At 43.2% G+C, this 16373-nt stretch carries 16 protein-coding genes and 1 pseudogene; all 17 read left to right on the forward strand.

Features of this window, described 5'->3' with window-relative positions; all coding sequences use genetic code 11:
• Complete coding sequence (locus BLR82_RS18220) at positions 1 to 1722, forward strand: sensor domain-containing diguanylate cyclase (RefSeq protein WP_175486853.1); 1722 nt, start codon at positions 1 to 3, stop codon at positions 1720 to 1722.
• Positions 1723 to 1844: 122 nt separating this feature from the next.
• A complete protein-coding gene (locus tag BLR82_RS18225; RefSeq protein WP_074600871.1) occupies positions 1845 to 2297 on the forward strand; it encodes a type IV pilus modification PilV family protein in 453 nt (150 codons plus the stop codon).
• Positions 2287 to 2700, forward strand: a complete 414-nt coding sequence (locus BLR82_RS18230; protein WP_245693891.1) for a prepilin-type N-terminal cleavage/methylation domain-containing protein — start codon at positions 2287 to 2289, stop codon at positions 2698 to 2700. Before BLR82_RS18225 ends, BLR82_RS18230 begins: the two co-directional genes overlap by 11 nt.
• Positions 2701 to 2706: 6 nt before the next feature.
• Positions 2707 to 4179, forward strand: a complete 1473-nt coding sequence (locus BLR82_RS18235) for a DUF7305 domain-containing protein (RefSeq protein ID WP_074600873.1) — start codon at positions 2707 to 2709, stop codon at positions 4177 to 4179.
• A gap of 1 nt (position 4180) precedes the next feature.
• A complete protein-coding gene (locus BLR82_RS18240) occupies positions 4181 to 5812 on the forward strand; it encodes a GspE/PulE family protein (RefSeq protein WP_074600874.1) in 1632 nt (543 codons plus the stop codon).
• A 12-nt stretch (positions 5813 to 5824) separates the two neighbouring features.
• Entirely contained in the window at positions 5825 to 6859 is a 1035-nt protein-coding gene (locus tag BLR82_RS18245; protein ID WP_074600875.1) for a type IV pilus twitching motility protein PilT, read from the forward strand.
• A 6-nt stretch (positions 6860 to 6865) separates the two neighbouring features.
• Entirely contained in the window at positions 6866 to 8068 is a 1203-nt protein-coding gene (locus BLR82_RS18250; RefSeq protein ID WP_074600876.1) for a type II secretion system F family protein, read from the forward strand.
• A gap of 155 nt (positions 8069 to 8223) precedes the next feature.
• Positions 8224 to 8574 (forward strand): competence type IV pilus major pilin ComGC, encoded by a 351-nt coding sequence (locus tag BLR82_RS18255; RefSeq protein ID WP_074600877.1) that lies wholly within the window; start codon positions 8224 to 8226, stop codon positions 8572 to 8574.
• A 55-nt stretch (positions 8575 to 8629) separates the two neighbouring features.
• Positions 8630 to 9385, forward strand: coding sequence for a prepilin peptidase (locus tag BLR82_RS18260; protein WP_074600878.1), 756 nt, complete (start codon positions 8630 to 8632; stop codon positions 9383 to 9385).
• A gap of 12 nt (positions 9386 to 9397) precedes the next feature.
• Entirely contained in the window at positions 9398 to 10354 is a 957-nt protein-coding gene (pilM, locus tag BLR82_RS18265; protein WP_074600879.1) for a type IV pilus biogenesis protein PilM, read from the forward strand.
• Between the two features lie 25 nt (positions 10355 to 10379).
• Positions 10380 to 10931, forward strand: coding sequence for a hypothetical protein (locus BLR82_RS18270; RefSeq protein ID WP_074600880.1), 552 nt, complete (start codon positions 10380 to 10382; stop codon positions 10929 to 10931).
• Positions 10921 to 11538 carry a hypothetical protein gene (locus BLR82_RS18275; RefSeq protein ID WP_074600881.1) on the forward strand — a complete coding sequence of 206 codons (618 nt, stop codon included), beginning with the start codon at positions 10921 to 10923 and terminating at the stop codon, positions 11536 to 11538. The genes BLR82_RS18270 and BLR82_RS18275 overlap by 11 nt, the downstream gene beginning before the upstream one ends.
• 136 nt (positions 11539 to 11674) lie before the next feature.
• The gene (locus tag BLR82_RS18280) at positions 11675 to 12592 is read left to right on the forward strand and encodes a hypothetical protein (RefSeq protein ID WP_074600882.1); all 918 of its coding nucleotides are present in this window, start codon (positions 11675 to 11677) and stop codon (positions 12590 to 12592) included.
• A 183-nt stretch (positions 12593 to 12775) separates the two neighbouring features.
• Positions 12776 to 13348 (forward strand): Maf family protein, encoded by a 573-nt coding sequence (locus BLR82_RS18285; protein ID WP_245693888.1) that lies wholly within the window; start codon positions 12776 to 12778, stop codon positions 13346 to 13348.
• A 33-nt stretch (positions 13349 to 13381) separates the two neighbouring features.
• Positions 13382 to 14071, forward strand: coding sequence for a RadC family protein (gene radC, locus BLR82_RS18290; RefSeq protein WP_074600884.1), 690 nt, complete (start codon positions 13382 to 13384; stop codon positions 14069 to 14071).
• Between the two features lie 818 nt (positions 14072 to 14889).
• Positions 14890 to 15060: pseudogene (locus BLR82_RS18295) on the forward strand (JAB domain-containing protein); the annotation flags it as partial.
• Between the two features lie 267 nt (positions 15061 to 15327).
• Positions 15328 to 16368, forward strand: coding sequence for a rod shape-determining protein (locus BLR82_RS18300; RefSeq protein ID WP_074600885.1), 1041 nt, complete (start codon positions 15328 to 15330; stop codon positions 16366 to 16368).
• The last annotated feature ends 5 nt before the right edge of the window (positions 16369 to 16373 follow it).

The following is a 16373-nucleotide window of genomic DNA, read 5'->3' on the forward strand; positions in this document are numbered from 1 at the left end:
ATGGTAAGCAAAAATAAAAAAATTTTTCTCTTAGTTACATGGCTCATTCTTTGGCCATTACTTGCCTGGTTAAGTTATCAGCAATGGAATCCTGATATACCAGTCAACTGGTATGACATAGTATTATTTGGTTTACTGATGTGCAGTGTCGCCCTGTTTCCGATTATCATCAATCAAACGCCTATCTTTTTCGTCAATGGGCTTAGTTTAGCTGTGTTTTTATATTACGGTCTTTTCATCGAAATCATTCTAACGCAGTTTTCCATCCTTTGTCTTTTGGCTGGTATTCGATTGAAGCGAGCGGAATGGTTTCGTATCCCTATGAATCTATTCATGTTTTTAATAATTTCGATTGTATCGGCATTGGTCTATTGGTTGTTGGGCGGAAGTAATGGAGAGGGTGTGTTGAAAGATCCGCAAAACGCCCTGCCTATTATCGGGTATGTTTTAACCGCTTTTTTCACCAATCAGTTCTCCCTTCGTCTGATCAAGCGATTTGTGTACGGCATAAAGGCTTCTTTTTTTGACAGTGGGCTTATTTGGGAAGCATATACACTGATTCTGGTCCTTCCGATCGGGCTAATCCTACATTTGCTGTTTGTACAAAACGGCACGACTGCAATTCTGTTTATCGGATTCCCGTTATTAAGTATTAGTTATATTTTACGTATGTATCATTCAAGCCAGAAGATAAACTATCATTTGCAAAAAACGAGCGAAATCGGTCATCTGCTGACAGCGCAAATGGAAGTGAATGAAGTCATCGATCTTTTCAACGAGCAAATTCATGAACTGTTGCCTGTAGACTATACGATGGTCTATGAAGTAGAAGATAGTTCGAGCATGCGGCTTGTCCGCTTCATTGACAAGGAAAGACGCATGGATTTTCCTGAATATGATCGTCTCTATAAAAAGGAAGCAGTAAGCGGTCGTGTTTGGGCCAGTAGACAAGGTGTGCATTACCGCCGGAGAAGTCAGTGGGCGGGTATGGTTGCAAAACACTTAGAGATGCCGGGGGAAAGTCTGATGTCTGTGCCTCTGGAAAGAGATAATAAGGTTGTCGGCGTCATCACGCTGATTTCCAAGCAAAAACGGGCTTTTGAAAAATCTCAATTTATGATGCTTTCCATTCTGACTAATTACTTGGCAGTATCGCTGCAAAATGCAAAAAATTATGAAGAAACAAAAATGAGAAGTGAGCGGGATGCTCTTACCCGTTTGTACAACTTCCGTTACTTTGAAGACTATTTGCATATGTACTTTGCCAGTCAGCGGCCGGAAAGTATCAAAGAGCCCTCCTCTTTGATTTTGCTCGATCTTGATCATTTCAAAGCATTCAACGATACATACGGTCACCAAAGTGGAAATGAAATATTGCGGGAACTTGCTGCCAGACTTACAAGGATAGTTGGACAGAAAGGGATTACTGCCCGATACGGTGGAGAGGAATTTATTGTTTTTCTTCCGAATGCCAATAAGTCGGCGGCATTGTTCCTGGCTGAAGTCATTCGTAAATCGATATCGGAAGATCCTTTTCACCTTTCAGATCACATAATGGATGGGGAAGAAACGATTAAAGTATCTCTGACTGCAAGTATCGGTATTGCTTCCTATCCTGATGAATGTGAAGAACCCATGGAACTCATCCGCCATGCAGACAGGGCAATGTACGTAGGGGCAAAACAGAAGGGCCGAAACAGGGTGGCTGTTTATGAGAAATAGGGACTTTTCACTAACTCGCTGCTGCCAATAGACGGCCGCAGTTTTTTTATGGCAGCAGTCCATAAAAAATTGATAGGGTGGTGTTTAAGGAAACCAACCACAAGGAATTAGGGGGCTTGTTTGTGAAAATAAAGGAGTGGCTTATGAAGAACGAAAGCGGACTGACTCTTATTGAAGTGGTTGTTTCCATTGCGATATTATCCATCATCATTACCACGTTTTTCGCTTTTTTTGCTCAGGCTGCCAAGACTAACAAAAATGCCGATTCGATTGTTACAGCTACCTATGTGGCCGAAAGGTACATGGAAGAAATTTATCATTTAAGTGTCAGTTGTACTGGCTACACAGAATGTGAAAATAAATTAGCTGATGAATATGGAAATGAAGAAGGCGGTGGAAAGTACACGGAAGTTGCGGATGGTTATGAGGTGAAAATAGAGCTAAAACCGTTGCTTGAGAATAGTAGTCTTGGCAATGTGATGGTGAAAGTCTATCAATCTGGTTCTTCCAAACTCGAAGCTCAGATGGAAACTACTATCAATTGGAAGGAGCAGCAAGGTGAAAATGACCAATAGCAAAGGTTTTACACTGGTAGAGTTACTGGCTGTTCTGGCACTACTCGGTTTGATTATTATGCTTGCAGGATCTGTTGCCTGGTTTGGTCAAACACAATATACGAGCCAGTTAGAAGAGACAAAACAACAATCAGAAGTCAGGCTGGCTTTAAAACAAATCACCAAGGATGTGCGCCAAGCTGATTCCTTAACCGTGACAAACAACCAATTAAAGCTTGATGAGGTTGTGTACCGGTTAAATGAAGGCGATCTGTTACGCAACGGACGAATGGTGGCCGAAGGGATTTCAGAATTCCAAGTCGAACCGACAGAGCAAGGCACTGGTGTGACACTGAAAATAAAGGGTGCAGGCGACTCTCATCAGCTGTCTGAAGTATCAACAGTTTTATATATCAGGGAGTAGGGATGAATGATGCCGGAAAAAAGGATGAACTGGAAAAGTATATGGAATAGCCAGGCAGGATCTGCTCTAGCTTTTACGTTGATCGTACTCGTCATTCTTTCGGTTTTGGGTTTGAGCTTGCTCGGAGTGATTGTCCATCACACAAAGTTGAGTTCAAGTGAACGGAGCGAGCAGTCTGCTTACTATATTGCCGAGGCGGGGGCAGCCTTGAAATACGCGGAAATCGAAACAGCAATCGAACGTTATTACCATGAAGAGGATGGTTCGGAAGCGGAGATCAAGGAACTGATCCAAACGGAACGGACATATAGCGACTTTGAACAGGCGTTTGGAAATCAGCCTGAAGCTGTCGTTCATATAGAGGTGAATTCAAAGGATGATGGACAAACCATTCAGTACAAGCTTGTTTCCACTGGGACTATCGGCAAGCGTTCCAGAACGGTGGAACGGCCATTCACCATCAACTGGCTACCTAGAGACAACGGCGGCGTCGATTTACCTGTCGGGACTGCGGTATATACCAATACGACTATCGATTTATCGGGTGGTGCGACAATCAAGGGAAACATGAAAACAAATTCAGATAAAGCGCACTCCATACGTTTTGATGGAGGCGCGACCCTGCATGATGGAAACATTTATGTACCGTTTGGATCAGAGAATCGTGCACTTGATGCACCAGATTGGATGCTGGATGATTTGCCAAAACCCACAGGACAGGCCAAGGGAACAATGAAGTTGCCGGAGTTCCCAGCGTTTCCCGAGTATCCTCAAGCGGAGGATCGTAGCTTGCAAGGCGGCAGAACAGGAGTCATCCAGGATGGGAGGCTGAAGATTAGTGGCGGGGGCAATTATTCCCTGTCCCTGGAACGGAGCACTTTTTTTAAAGAAATTAAAATCAGCAGCAACAATCAACTGACCATGGATCTACATGGCAACAATCTTTCCATAGTGGTGGATCATTTGAATTTAGAAAATGGCCATATCCAACTAAAGAATCCAGGTAAGCTGACGTTTTTTGTACGGGACAAAATCACATTTGGTTCGGGTAGCACGCTGAATGGGTCTGGAGAAATCGACACTGTCGACGTTTACTATAAAGGTTTGGAAAAACTGAAGCTTGCAGGGTCTCAAGTGATAAGAGGTTCCCTGTTTGCGGAACGGGCTGACATCGAATTAACGGGAGGTGGTGGATTCACCGGACACATTTTCACCGGCGGATCAAACGTGAAAGTCGATGGCGGTGCAAGAAGTGCCTATCTTATATACGCACCACATGCAGATTTCCACTTCACGGGAGGTGGCCAACTGAAAGGAATGGTTGTTTCTGAATCACTGACCGGAGACGGAGGAGGCAGGATTGCGTACGAAGAATTCAATATCGATGCGCTTCCTTTTGTATCGGGTGGAGGTCCTTCAGAGATCGAAGAGATCCTTACCAAAGAACCAATCAGGGAAACAGACGAACAGGAGGAATAACATGCCGATCCGCAATAAAAAGAAGCTGGGCGATCTACTGAAAGAAGCGGGCGTATTAACGGAAACGGAGATTGTGGAAACACTCGAACAAAAAAAACAGGGGCAGAAACTCGGAGACGCTTTACTGGAACAAGGTTTTATTACCGAGCAGCAGCTACTTGAAGTGTTGGAGTTACAGCTTGGTATCCAAAGCGTGTCCTTATATAGGTATCCAATTGATCAAAAACTAACGGAAATGGTGCCAAAGGAAATGGCCCAACGAAACGTACTGATGCCGTTGACTTTGAGAGAAAATACGATGACAGTAGCGATGAATGATCCGATAGACTATTTTTCAATAGATGATTTGGAGTTGTCGACGGGTTTCGATATCAAACCGGTGATTGCTTCAAAGGATGATATTTTACAGGCGATCAACAAGTATTACGATCAAGAAGACTTCGCTATGGAGGAAGATGACGCGGATCTGGCTGATGACGCTCCCGCTGTCCGGATAATGGATCAACTGCTGCAGACAGGAGTCCATTTGAAGGCGAGCGACATCCATATTGATCCGGCCGAAGACAGTTTATCTGTCCGTTATCGTGTTGATGGCATGCTTCATAAAGAAAGAACCATTCCGAAACGTTTACAGAACTCGCTGACAGCCCGAATGAAAATCATGGCGAATTTGAATATTACCGAGACGAGGCTACCTCAGGACGGAAGAGTCCGGGTGGTCATTGACGAAAAGCCAATCGATTTGCGAATATCGATTTTGCCGACCGTGTTCGGTGAAAAAATCGTAATCCGGATTCTCGATCTTTCCAATATTGTTAAGAAGCTTACCGATCTGGACTTCAGCGAAGAAAATTATCATTATTATCGCAAGCTGATCCAGCAGCCTTCCGGATTGATCCTCTTGACGGGACCGACAGGGTCGGGAAAGACCTCGACTTTGTATGCTTCAATCAACCAACTGAACCGTGAGGAAGTCAACATTATCACGGTAGAAGATCCGGTGGAATATCAGTTGGAAGGAATTAACCAGGTACAGGTGAATGCAAAAATCGGTCTCGATTTTGCCGCCGGACTCCGGTCGATATTACGCCAGGATCCCAATATCATCATGGTAGGAGAAATCCGGGATACGGAAACAGCAGAAATAGCCGTCCGTTCGTCTCTTACAGGACACATGGTGTTCAGCACCCTTCATACGAACAGTGCCATGGCTGCCATACCTAGGTTGTTTGATATGAAAGTAGAGCCTTATCTGGTGGTATCCTCGCTATCCGGCATTATGGCACAGCGGCTGGTAAAAAAACTGTGCAAGGATTGTAAACAAAGCAGAGGACTCAATCAGATGGAAAAAGAAATCTTTGAAAGACATAACATTGCAATAGATAGGCTATATGAAGGAAAAGGCTGTAACAGTTGCAGGCAGACTGGATATAAAGGCAGGACAGCGATTCAGGAGCTATTGGTGATTGACGATGCCATCCGGCACATGATGATGGAAAACAGCTCGATGTCTGAGGTGAAAAATTATTTGAAACAGAATGGCATGAAGTTTTTAATGGATGACGGGCTGGAAAAAGTGAAACAGGGAACCACCAGCCTGGAAGAAGTGTTACGGGTTGCAACGGAAGAGTAAGGGGGGATCAACATGAATCGATTGGATTCTTTATTACAGGAAGCTTTTTTCCAAAATGCTTCTGACATACATCTTACAGTAGGAACTCAGCCAGTTTTTCGCATCAATGGGGAATTACGACCATTCGGTCAGGACAAGCTTTCACCAGAGGATACGGAGGAAATGGTCAGAAGCGCAATCAATGATAAGTTATGGGAACGATTGGAGGAGAAAAGAGAAATCGATTTGTCTTATGGCATACCAGGAGTATCCCGATTTAGGATGAACATTTTTCATCAACGTAATTGTCTTTCACTTGCTGTCCGTGTCGTCCCCACGGTCATTCCTAGTCTGGATGATCTCCAGTTGCCAGGGGTAATCAAGGAAATAGCAACGAGCACACAAGGGTTGGTGCTGGTTACAGGGCCGACAGGAAGTGGCAAAAGTACGACGCTTGCTGCCATGATCGATTATATGAATAAAACAATGCACAAGCACATCATTACGCTGGAAGATCCAATTGAGTACTTACACGCCCACGGAAATTGTATTATCGACCAGCGGGAAGTAGGATTCGACACAAAAAACTTTCAAAATGGTTTACGTGCTTGTCTGCGACAGGATCCAGACGTGATACTTGTCGGAGAAATGCGCGATTTGGAAACAATAGCGACCGCTATCACGGCTGCTGAGACTGGTCACCTTGTCCTCGGAACCTTGCACACGACCGATGCTTCCTCGACGATGGACAGAATCATTGACGTTTTTCCTTCCCATCAGAAGGGTCAAATCCGCATCCAACTAGCCAACGTTCTGCAGGCGATCATATCGCAGCGCTTATTTCAGACCGCCGATAAGCAAGGGCGGAGAGCCGCAACGGAAATTTTGCGGAATACCGCAGCGATAAAGAATTTGATTCGAAACGAAAAAATGCATCAAATACCGAATACCATGCAGGTTTCCCGTGAGCAGGGAATGCATACCATGACGATGGACATAAAGAAAATGCTGCGCACAAGAGAAATTTCCGAAGAACTCGCTCTTCCTTACCTGAAGGAAAGAGGGTGATGGCTGATGGCTTATTACCGCTACCAAGGGAGAAGCAAGGAAGGAAAAGCGAAAGCGGGAAAAGTAAATGCAGAATCGAAGCAGGAAGCGCTATCCTACTTAAGGAGTGAGGGTGTGGTCGCTTATGAGCTGGAAGAGCTCAACAGCATCCTATACAAAGATATTTATTTTGGGCGCCAGGTGAAAAATCGTGATTTCGTCCTGTTTTTGCGACAATTTGCGACCTTGATCGATGCAGGCATATCACTGGTGGCTGCAACTGGGATCCTGGCAGAACAATCTGATAACAAATATCTAAAAGCAGCACTGGAACACGTCAAAGGAGATTTGGAAACCGGCGTTACGCTAACCGAGGCAATGGAGAAATATCCTAAAATTTTTCCGGAATTATTGGTGAGTATGGTCCACGCAGGGGAGATTAGCGGCAGCCTGGATGAAATTCTCGATAACATGGCGTCCTATTATGAAAAGCAATATCGTTTAAAGCAAAAAATTACTTCTTCGCTTGCCTATCCAATGGCAGTCGGTACAATCTCTATCCTGGTTTCGATTTTTCTGCTTGTTTTTATTGTACCGATTTTCACGGACATGTTTGCATCATTCGGGGAAGAAATACCTGTTTATACGGCGATTATTTTGCGAATAAGTAGTTTGGCCCAAGGGTATTGGTGGGTAATAGTTATATTGGCTGTGCTTCTTTCCGTTATCTATCAATACTTAAGCAAAAAGGCTCATATCGCAAAACGGTTAGACCGTGCTAAACTAAAACTTCCGTTGTTCGGCAAGTTTCTGCAAAAAGCTTTATTAGCCCGGATGACCCAGACGTTGAGCTCGCTTTTGGCCAGCTCGGTTCCGATTTTACAGGCGATTAGTATTACCGAACGTGTAATCGGCAATCAGGTGTTTAAGCAGGTGCTAAAAGACAGTCAGGCTTCTTTGGAAGAGGGAGAATCGTTGGCTGGCCCGATGAAAGACCACTGGGCCTTTCCGAAGCTGGTGACCCAAATGATCGCCGTCGGAGAAAGCTCGGGGTCTTTGGACAGCATGCTGAAAAAGGTTGCCGATTTTTACGAGCAGGAACTTGATGATGCTTCCGATAAGTTGAAATCGCTGATCGAGCCGATCATGATTGTGTTCTTGGCCGTCATGGTCGGAGCCATCGTTCTGGCTATTATCATTCCGATGTTTTCTATTTTTGAAAACATTTAACAAAAGATGCGCGGAATCTAGTAAAAAGGTCCTGTTCAAAACTGGTTTATATAGTATAATAAGTTTAGATGAGAGAACAACGGGAGAACACACCGGAAATGCACGGTGCTCATAGGCTTTTCTACAAAAAATACATAGTCAAGGAGGAATCATTCATGCTTAAAAGATTTTGGAAGAAGTGCAAGGAAGAAAAAGGGTTTACATTGGTCGAGTTGCTTGCAGTTATCGTTATTTTAGGAATTATCGCAGCCATCGCTGTTCCTGCTATCGGCGGGATTATTAGTAATACAGAGACAAAAGCGGATGAAGCAGAAATTGATATGATTATTGAAGCTGCCCGGATTGCTTATGCTGCCGATGAATTCGATACGGAAATTACAGTAGCCAATCTGGTAGACAAAGGCTATCTGGAAGAAAAAGATGGTACCGATTTGCCTACTGGGAAAGTTGTTTACAATAGCAATCCTGGGGAAAATGGACATAGCTTTGAGTTTGAGGAAGATTAATTTTGTTAAATCTGAGATCCCTGCCAAGGGATCTCTCTAACTATAGGAGAATATAATGACAATCTTTTACCTCTGTTATTTTTTCATCCTCGGTTTGATTTTAGGCTCGTTTTTCAATGTTGTCGGTATGCGGGTCCCCAGGCGGCAGTTGTTCGCAGAGAATCGTTCCTATTGCCCACATTGTCGTCGTTCTTTACAATGGTTTGAATTGATTCCCGTCCTTTCCTATCTATTGCAAAAAGGTCACTGCCGGCATTGCCGTGGACGGATTTCACCACTATATCCCGTGACTGAATTGGGTACCGGCCTGCTGTTTGCGGTCTGTTTCTGGCATTTTGGCTTTCAACCGGAACTTTTGGTCGCTTTGCTATTAATTTCGATGCTCGCCATCATCCTGGTATCAGACTTGCGGTATATGGAAATACCTGATCGTGTACTGTTATTATTTTTGCCGCTTTTTTTAGCAGGAAGAATCATTAGCCCGCTTGATCCATGGTGGACTCCAATCATTGGCGGTATTGCAGGGGTTTTACAGCTTGCAGCTATCATCATTGCCAGCCGAGGCGGGATGGGCGCAGGAGATATGAAATTATTTGGCGTATTAGGAATCGTACTGGGCTGGAAAAAAGTGTTGCTGGCATTTTTTATTTCAACTGTTTACGGAGCAGTGATCACGCTGTTTTTACTTGCTAGTAAACGGATAGAACGGAAAAAACCGGTTCCCTTCGGACCATTTATCGTACTCGGAAGCCTTACGGTCTATTTCTTTGGTGATAAACTATTCAACTGGTACTTAACATCTTTTTTCTAAAGTAGGTGGATCATGTTTCAGAAAAACAAAAAGCAAGTCAATTTGATAATCAAGGATCAAGCGATTCGATACATGGTCACAAATCAGCCGACAATTACAGGAATTGTAGACTATGGAGAAATACAGCTGGACACCGGCATTATCATGGACGGAAAAGTTTCTGATCCGGAAGGCTTTGCGGCTGCTTTGCATATGCTGGTTTCCAATAAGAAATGGAAAAGTAAACCGATGTCTTTCTGTGTACCTGATGCCTCTGTAACCATCCGGGAGCATTTGGTGCCAAAACAATTGAAAAAAACAGAGATGAAAAGCTATATTAACATGGAATTGGAAGAAAGCATCCGGCTGCCTTTTTCTGATCCGGTGTTCGACTTTGTTGTCATAGGAGAAGAACAGGAACAAGTAAAGATACTATTGTTCGCCTATCCGAAAGAACGAATAAACGAATATTTGCATGCATTCAAGCATGCCGGTCTTCTCCCGGTTGTGGCGGATCTTTCCTCGTTATCGTTGTACCGTCTTTATAACGAACTTGGCTATGCAGAGGAGGGTGACCATTTGCTTTTGGCACAGTGGGGAAGGGATTCAGCGGTATTGTCGGCATTCAATGAAAACAAGCCGGTGTTCACTCGTCAAATTAAATCAGTCCTACCCCAGGATTCGTGGCAATTCAGCGAGGAAGCGGAAGAAATAACCTGGCAGGGGAGTCAAATTGAAATCTCCGAATCGATTGATGAGCAATTGACAATGCTGGAAAGGTTTTTGGATTTTTATCAGTATTCCGTAATGGACGGAGAGAAACAAATCAACAAACTGCTGCTTTGCGGCGACTTTCCTTTTTTGTCAAAAGTCGAGTCTTATCTGAAGGAAAATTATCGTATGCCCATAGTCACCGTCGATGAATTAGAAGAGAAAACACAGGTTCCAGGAAAATTTGCTGATGTGCTGGGTCTATCGATAAAAAAGTGATAGGAAATCAAGGTGGGAACTGCCAATGACGGTTGAAATTAATTTTATAGTACAACCAAAGAAAAAACGCTTTATTTCTGTTATTACTGTCCTTTTGCTTGTTATTCTGCTTGCCTGTACCGGGTTGCTTTTTTGGCAACGATCTTTCATTGATAGCCAGGTGGACGATATGCAAGTTCAGTGGAAAAAAAACAATACCACACTCAATGATCGAACTGGCAGTCACAATCTTCAACGACAGCGGAGTGAGTTGGCGAAGCGGGTGCAAACTGTAGAGACAGCGTTGTTTTCCACAAGAGATTTAATGGAGGATGTAGCGTCTCTTTTGCCGAAAAATAGCTATTTGTCAAATTTTGCTTACAATCAAACGGAAGGCGTAAAACTGACCATCGCGGCTGACTCGCTCTCAGGAGCGGCAGCTTTTTCGGAAGCATTGACAAACCAGCCATATATTGAGGAATCCAGTTTGATTGATGTTTACCCTCAGGAAACGAAAGACAGTCAAATCTATCAAACTAGTTTTCGATTTCAGGTGGACCCTGAAAGATTCAAGGAGGTGATGGGCGATGGCGCATAATCACCGTCTCCCTCTGTTATTGACAATCCTTATTGCGCTATGTATCGTTGGCGGCTTTTACGGTCTCGGTTATCATTATTTTGTGGCACCAGCAAAAGATGAAATGAAAGAGCTGGAGGATGAGATACAAATACAGAACAAGGCTTTGCAACGGATCGAGTCTGGAGCAGATGCTGCGGATCTTCCGGAAGCATCCGGCACGTTGCAATTAAAGCTTCCAATCGATAAAGAAATCGACCAAATCCTTGTAATGTTAGAGGAGATAGCTAAATCGACAGGGGTATCTCTTAATGAAATGGTCGAAATACAGGAAAGTGAAGAAAACGCCGGTGAACAGGAAGATTCAAAAGCTTTGGTGGAGATTGACAGCTTCGCCTATGAATTGAAAGGGGAATCGGAACAATACGAGGCGGTCGACAATTTTCTCAAACAGTTGGAAAAAGATGAACGCCTTTTGAAAGTCAATCATCTGGAAGTGACTGCGGACGAGAATAGTGTTGGTTTCACTGTTCATATTCAAGCGTTTTATGCCCCTGATCTGGACGGTCTGCTGGATGAAAGCAATGGATATGAGCCAACGACAAAAATGGAGTCAAAATCCATTTAAAAATAATGACGGAAATTAAATAAATAGAAGAGCATTTGTTGAAAAGAGGAGAGTTGTCTTAGACAATTCTCCTCTTACTTTTTGCATTCCGTGTGCTAGAGTTGAAAGAAATTCTAGTAGAAACGGGGAAATTGGAGTGGACAAACATAAACCGATCACTGTACGAATCAATGACGACAAAAGGAAGCATGTCAACACCAAACACCATGAATACCCGGAAGAAAGCAAGAAGACCATCAATGAACAAGCAGCTGCTTTAGAGAAAAACTTACATGGTTCTGCAAGTCCGCTTTTCGAGAGCCCGATAGAAGACGGTACAAACGAGTGGTATCAGAGGGAAACACCTGCTAAGAAGCTGCCTCGCATTTATAAAGTGTTTCTTTTTGCGGCGTTTGCAGCTTTGGCAATTGGACTTGCGTTGGGTTTTATTATGCTTCGAATGTTTGCCGGTATTGATGAAGCAAGCGACCCGGAAACAATGCCCTCGTCCTACACAAATCCTGCCTCCGATGATACAGGTGATACAGGAAAAGAAACAGCTGCAAATAAAACGGGCATAAAAGGAATGGAGGCATTCGTTGTTCAGGGGGGAGTGTTTTCATCAAAAGATAAAGCGGAGGCATGGCAGAAAAACTTCACGGAAGCTGACTTTCCCACGATGGTATGGGAGCGAGAAGGGCAGTATTATCTCTTTGCCGGATTAGCCGACACGGAAGCCGCCGCTAAAAAAACAGCGTTAACGATGACAGAAAATAAACTGGAAACTTATGTGAAACCATGGCAGACAGCAGCCATCGAAACCAATCTGACAGAAGAAGAAGCTGAGTGGCTGAAGCAATTTCCTCGATTATGGCAAGACAGTGTGAATGCCGGTGGGGAGTTAAATCGGGAGGAGTGGAAAGATTGGTTGGGCTTACTTCCGAAGGATGCTGAGAAAGCGCTGGTGCAACTGCATGACCAAGCTGAAAAGCTGACAAACGAAGCAAAAGATCTGTCTCACAATCAGGTGCAGATTGAACTGTTGACCCTATGGAATAAGGCCGTTAACTTGTAATCTTTCAGGTATATATAACGTTTAGAACGGTGACGTTCATTCAAACACCTGATTATTGACAGAAAAAAACCTTATTTGCAACTAGTAAAATAACCAGAAATCGTTTTTTGTCCGGTTGAATGCATGTTATTTTCTCGGTTACAATAAATGTACTCAAATACCCAACGGAAAGGACACTTAGAATTGCAGCTTATTTTAGCCTCCGGGTCACCGCGCAGAAAAAAACTACTGGAACAGGCTGGATTGCAGTTTTTAACAAAGATCCCCGATGTAGATGAACAGTCGGTTACTGCTAGTGATGCTTGCCAGCTAGTGAAAAAATTAGCCGTAATGAAAGGAGAAAAGCTGCCCCCTGCAAAAGGGGAAGTAGTGCTTAGTGCTGACACGGTAGTCAGCCAGCATGAACGGATTCTCACCAAACCAGAAAGCAGGGAAGATGCATTTGCCATGCTTTCTGAATTGAATGGAGAGACACACCAAGTACATACAGGCGTCTCCATTCGTTCACAGGGCAAATCAACCGTTTTTTCTGTTGCAACCAAGGTCACTTTTTGGGAAATGACTGATGAACAACTGGCAGCCTATATTGATACAGGTGAACCTTTTGACAAGGCTGGTGCATATGGTATCCAAGGGAAGGGAGCTTTATTAGTTCAAAAAATTCATGGCGATTATTTTAATGTGGTCGGCCTTCCACTGTCAAAGGTGGTCCGCGAGCTTGAGCACTTCGGAATTGTCCCATTTTCATCCGGGTAATTGAGGTTTAACGAAAAGGGGCTGATAGATGCTATGGTGCAAGCGGATGTTACGTTAAAACATGTTCCCAAGCAGGACAGGCCAAGGGAACGACTGATGGAAAAAGGTCCGGCAACGTTATCGAACCAGGACCTGCTTGCCATATTGCTTGGTACCGGTACAAAGGATGAATCGGTCACCACGCTTTCCCAACGTGTATTTATGCATTTCGAGGGGCTACATTTACTAAAGGACGCCACGATCGAAGAATTGACGGCAATCAAGGGAATTGGTACAGCAAAGGGAGTGTTGATTCTGGCTGCCATCGAATTCGGTAAACGTCTCCATCGTTTTCGTCAGGAAGAACGCTATGTCATTCGCAGTCCAGAAGACGGAGCAGATTACATCATGGAAGAAATGAGAAACCTCAATCAAGAACATTTTGTTTGTTTATTTTTAAACACCAAAAATCAAATCCTCCACAGACAGACGATCTTCATAGGCAGCTTGAACGCATCAATCGTCCATCCAAGAGAAGTGTTTCGCGAAGCGGTAAAACGCTCTGCTGCTTCTATTATTTGTGCACATAACCACCCATCCGGAGATCCCTCGCCTTCCCAGGAAGATATCCATGTTACCAAACGATTATCCGAGTGTGGCAAGATGATCGGTATCGAACTTTTAGACCATTTAGTAATCGGCGATCGTAAATTTGTCTCATTGAAAGAAAAAGGATATCTGTAACACTATATTTTAAGCGGACCCTGAACCCAACCCTGATGATCCTGTAGCTGGGTAAAATCTTTATGGTGTAATGAAAGACGCAGCTTTTGACGGAGCGAATCAAAGAGCAGAATTTTATACAAAACATGCAACTAGCTATACAGTTTTAAATCAGACGCTCTGGGTTCAGTATTATGGTTAATGGTTTTCTTTCATATTAGAAAACTGAGAGTTAATCTTAAGATAATATTTTATTTTTTCATGATCTGAATTTTAACCTATTAAAAGACCCTAAAAAGAGGGTCTTTTAATTTATTACTTTTTCAACTAGACCTTTGGATTATGTTTTCTCGGTGATAATTTGTAATAACTTCTCTATCTTTTAATTAATTATTAGTTTTATATACAATATACTGGTGTTTATGATGTGCCTATAAAGTAAAGAAAAAAGCTTACCTTGTGGTAGGGCTTTTCTATGTGAATAGTTTTTTATACTTACTTTTGTCTACGTCGGCGATCTATTACAGTCACTATCATCAATGCTACTAACATAATTATTAAATAGCCAATTAAGTTAGCTTTACTGGCTATTAAGCTGTATACAGATAAAGATACAATGATTAATCCTAATAAAATTCTGAGTAATATCATTTAAATATCCTCCATTAATACTCTTCATATAGCTTCATAGTTATTATTAGGATATCATATCCAACCTAATATTAGGTTGGATTATCTATCAATATTTAACAACTTTAATTACATGAATAACCTGAAGCACAATCTACAACAATTTTTGGTCTTGATACCAATCCAGTTTTGTTAGCATAATGATAGACATCATTTGTGCACATAACCACCCTTCCGGAGATCCCTCGCCTTCCCAGGAAGATATCCATGTTACCAAACGATTGTCCGAGTGTGGCAAGATGATCGGTATCGAACTTTTAGACCATTTAGTAATCGGCGATCGTAAATTTGTCTCATTGAAAGAAAAAGGATATCTGTAACACTATCTATTTTTAAATTTTTTTCGTATAATTATATAGGCGGATGATACAGTCAGCGCCATGCTCAGGATTATTTCCAGGGTTTGGCGCTTCTTCTCATGCAGCTTTGTGCGCGGGATATGGATGACAGTTTGTCCGCTTAAACAGAAAATCCGTCAAACGAACTGCAATGGGATTAATTGCAAGTTATGTCGGTAATCGATATAGTAAAATATACAAAAGAATGTAATGACATGATTATGAGATGTGTTGGAAAGGGAGATTTTTTTGGGAAGATTCAGTTTATCACAAGACTTGGGTATAGATTTGGGAACGGCGAACACCCTGGTATTCGTCAAAGGAAAGGGTGTTGTTGTACGAGAGCCGTCGGTTGTAGCTAAAAACACAGCAACAGGAGAAATAGAGGCAGTGGGCAGCTCGGCACGAAACATGATCGGGCGTACGCCAGGAAATATTTCCGTGATTCGCCCAATGAAGGACGGTGTCATTGCCGATTATGATACGACCGCTGTCATGATGAAATACTACATTAAAAAAGCGCAAAAGACCCGCTCGGCCTTTGCTCGCAAGCCGAATGTCATGGTTTGTGTACCTTCTGGTATCACGATGGTTGAGGAAAGGGCAGTTATCGATGCTACAAAACAGGCAGGAGCGAAAGATGCATTTCCAATTGCAGAACCGTTTGCAGCTGCAATTGGCGCTGGTCTGCCTGTCTGGGAACCCACTGGAAGCATGATTGTTGACATCGGCGGAGGCACTACGGAAGTCGCTATCATCTCACTTGGCGGTATTGTGACAAGTCAATCTATCAGAACAGCAGGCGATGATATGGATGATGCAATCATTCAATATATTCGCAAGCAATACAACCTGATGATCGGCGAACGGTCAGCGGAGTCCATTAAAATGGATATTGGATCGGCAGGTCGTCCTTCTGAAGTTGAGGAGATGGATATCCGTGGCAGGGATTTGTTGACAGGCCTGCCAAAAACGATCACCATAACATCTGACGAAATTTCTTCATCTTTGCAAGACACTGTATCTTCTATCGTGGAAGCAGTTAAAAATACGTTGGAAAAAACGCCTCCTGAACTCGCAGCAGACATCATGGACCGAGGAATTGTCCTATCAGGCGGCGGCGCGCTGCTTAAAGGGCTGGATGATGTCATCAGCGAGGAAACAAAAATGCCAGTATTTGTTGCGGAAGAGCCTTTGGACAGTGTAGCTATTGGTACAGGCAAGGCGTTGGAATACATCCATCACTTTACCTCCCAGCCTAACGTATCCAGTCGATCTTCGATGAAATAAGTAGG

Origin of the sequence: Sediminibacillus halophilus, assembly GCF_900103695.1 — a bacterium.
Taxonomy (GTDB): domain Bacteria; phylum Bacillota; class Bacilli; order Bacillales; family Amphibacillaceae; genus Sediminibacillus; species Sediminibacillus halophilus.

Coding starts and splice junctions, on each gene's coding strand:
- BLR82_RS18220 (WP_175486853.1), top strand. CDS start 1: ATGGTAAGCAAAAATAAAAAAATTTTTCTCTTAGTTACATGGCTCATT.
- BLR82_RS18230 (WP_245693891.1), top strand. CDS start 2,287: ATGACCAATAGCAAAGGTTTTACACTGGTAGAGTTACTGGCTGTTCTG.
- BLR82_RS18235 (WP_074600873.1), top strand. CDS start 2,707: ATGATGCCGGAAAAAAGGATGAACTGGAAAAGTATATGGAATAGCCAG.
- BLR82_RS18240 (WP_074600874.1), top strand. CDS start 4,181: ATGCCGATCCGCAATAAAAAGAAGCTGGGCGATCTACTGAAAGAAGCG.
- BLR82_RS18245 (WP_074600875.1), top strand. CDS start 5,825: ATGAATCGATTGGATTCTTTATTACAGGAAGCTTTTTTCCAAAATGCT.
- BLR82_RS18250 (WP_074600876.1), top strand. CDS start 6,866: ATGGCTTATTACCGCTACCAAGGGAGAAGCAAGGAAGGAAAAGCGAAA.
- BLR82_RS18255 (WP_074600877.1), top strand. CDS start 8,224: ATGCTTAAAAGATTTTGGAAGAAGTGCAAGGAAGAAAAAGGGTTTACA.
- BLR82_RS18260 (WP_074600878.1), top strand. CDS start 8,630: ATGACAATCTTTTACCTCTGTTATTTTTTCATCCTCGGTTTGATTTTA.
- pilM (WP_074600879.1), top strand. CDS start 9,398: ATGTTTCAGAAAAACAAAAAGCAAGTCAATTTGATAATCAAGGATCAA.
- BLR82_RS18270 (WP_074600880.1), top strand. CDS start 10,380: ATGACGGTTGAAATTAATTTTATAGTACAACCAAAGAAAAAACGCTTT.
- BLR82_RS18275 (WP_074600881.1), top strand. CDS start 10,921: ATGGCGCATAATCACCGTCTCCCTCTGTTATTGACAATCCTTATTGCG.
- radC (WP_074600884.1), top strand. CDS start 13,382: ATGGTGCAAGCGGATGTTACGTTAAAACATGTTCCCAAGCAGGACAGG.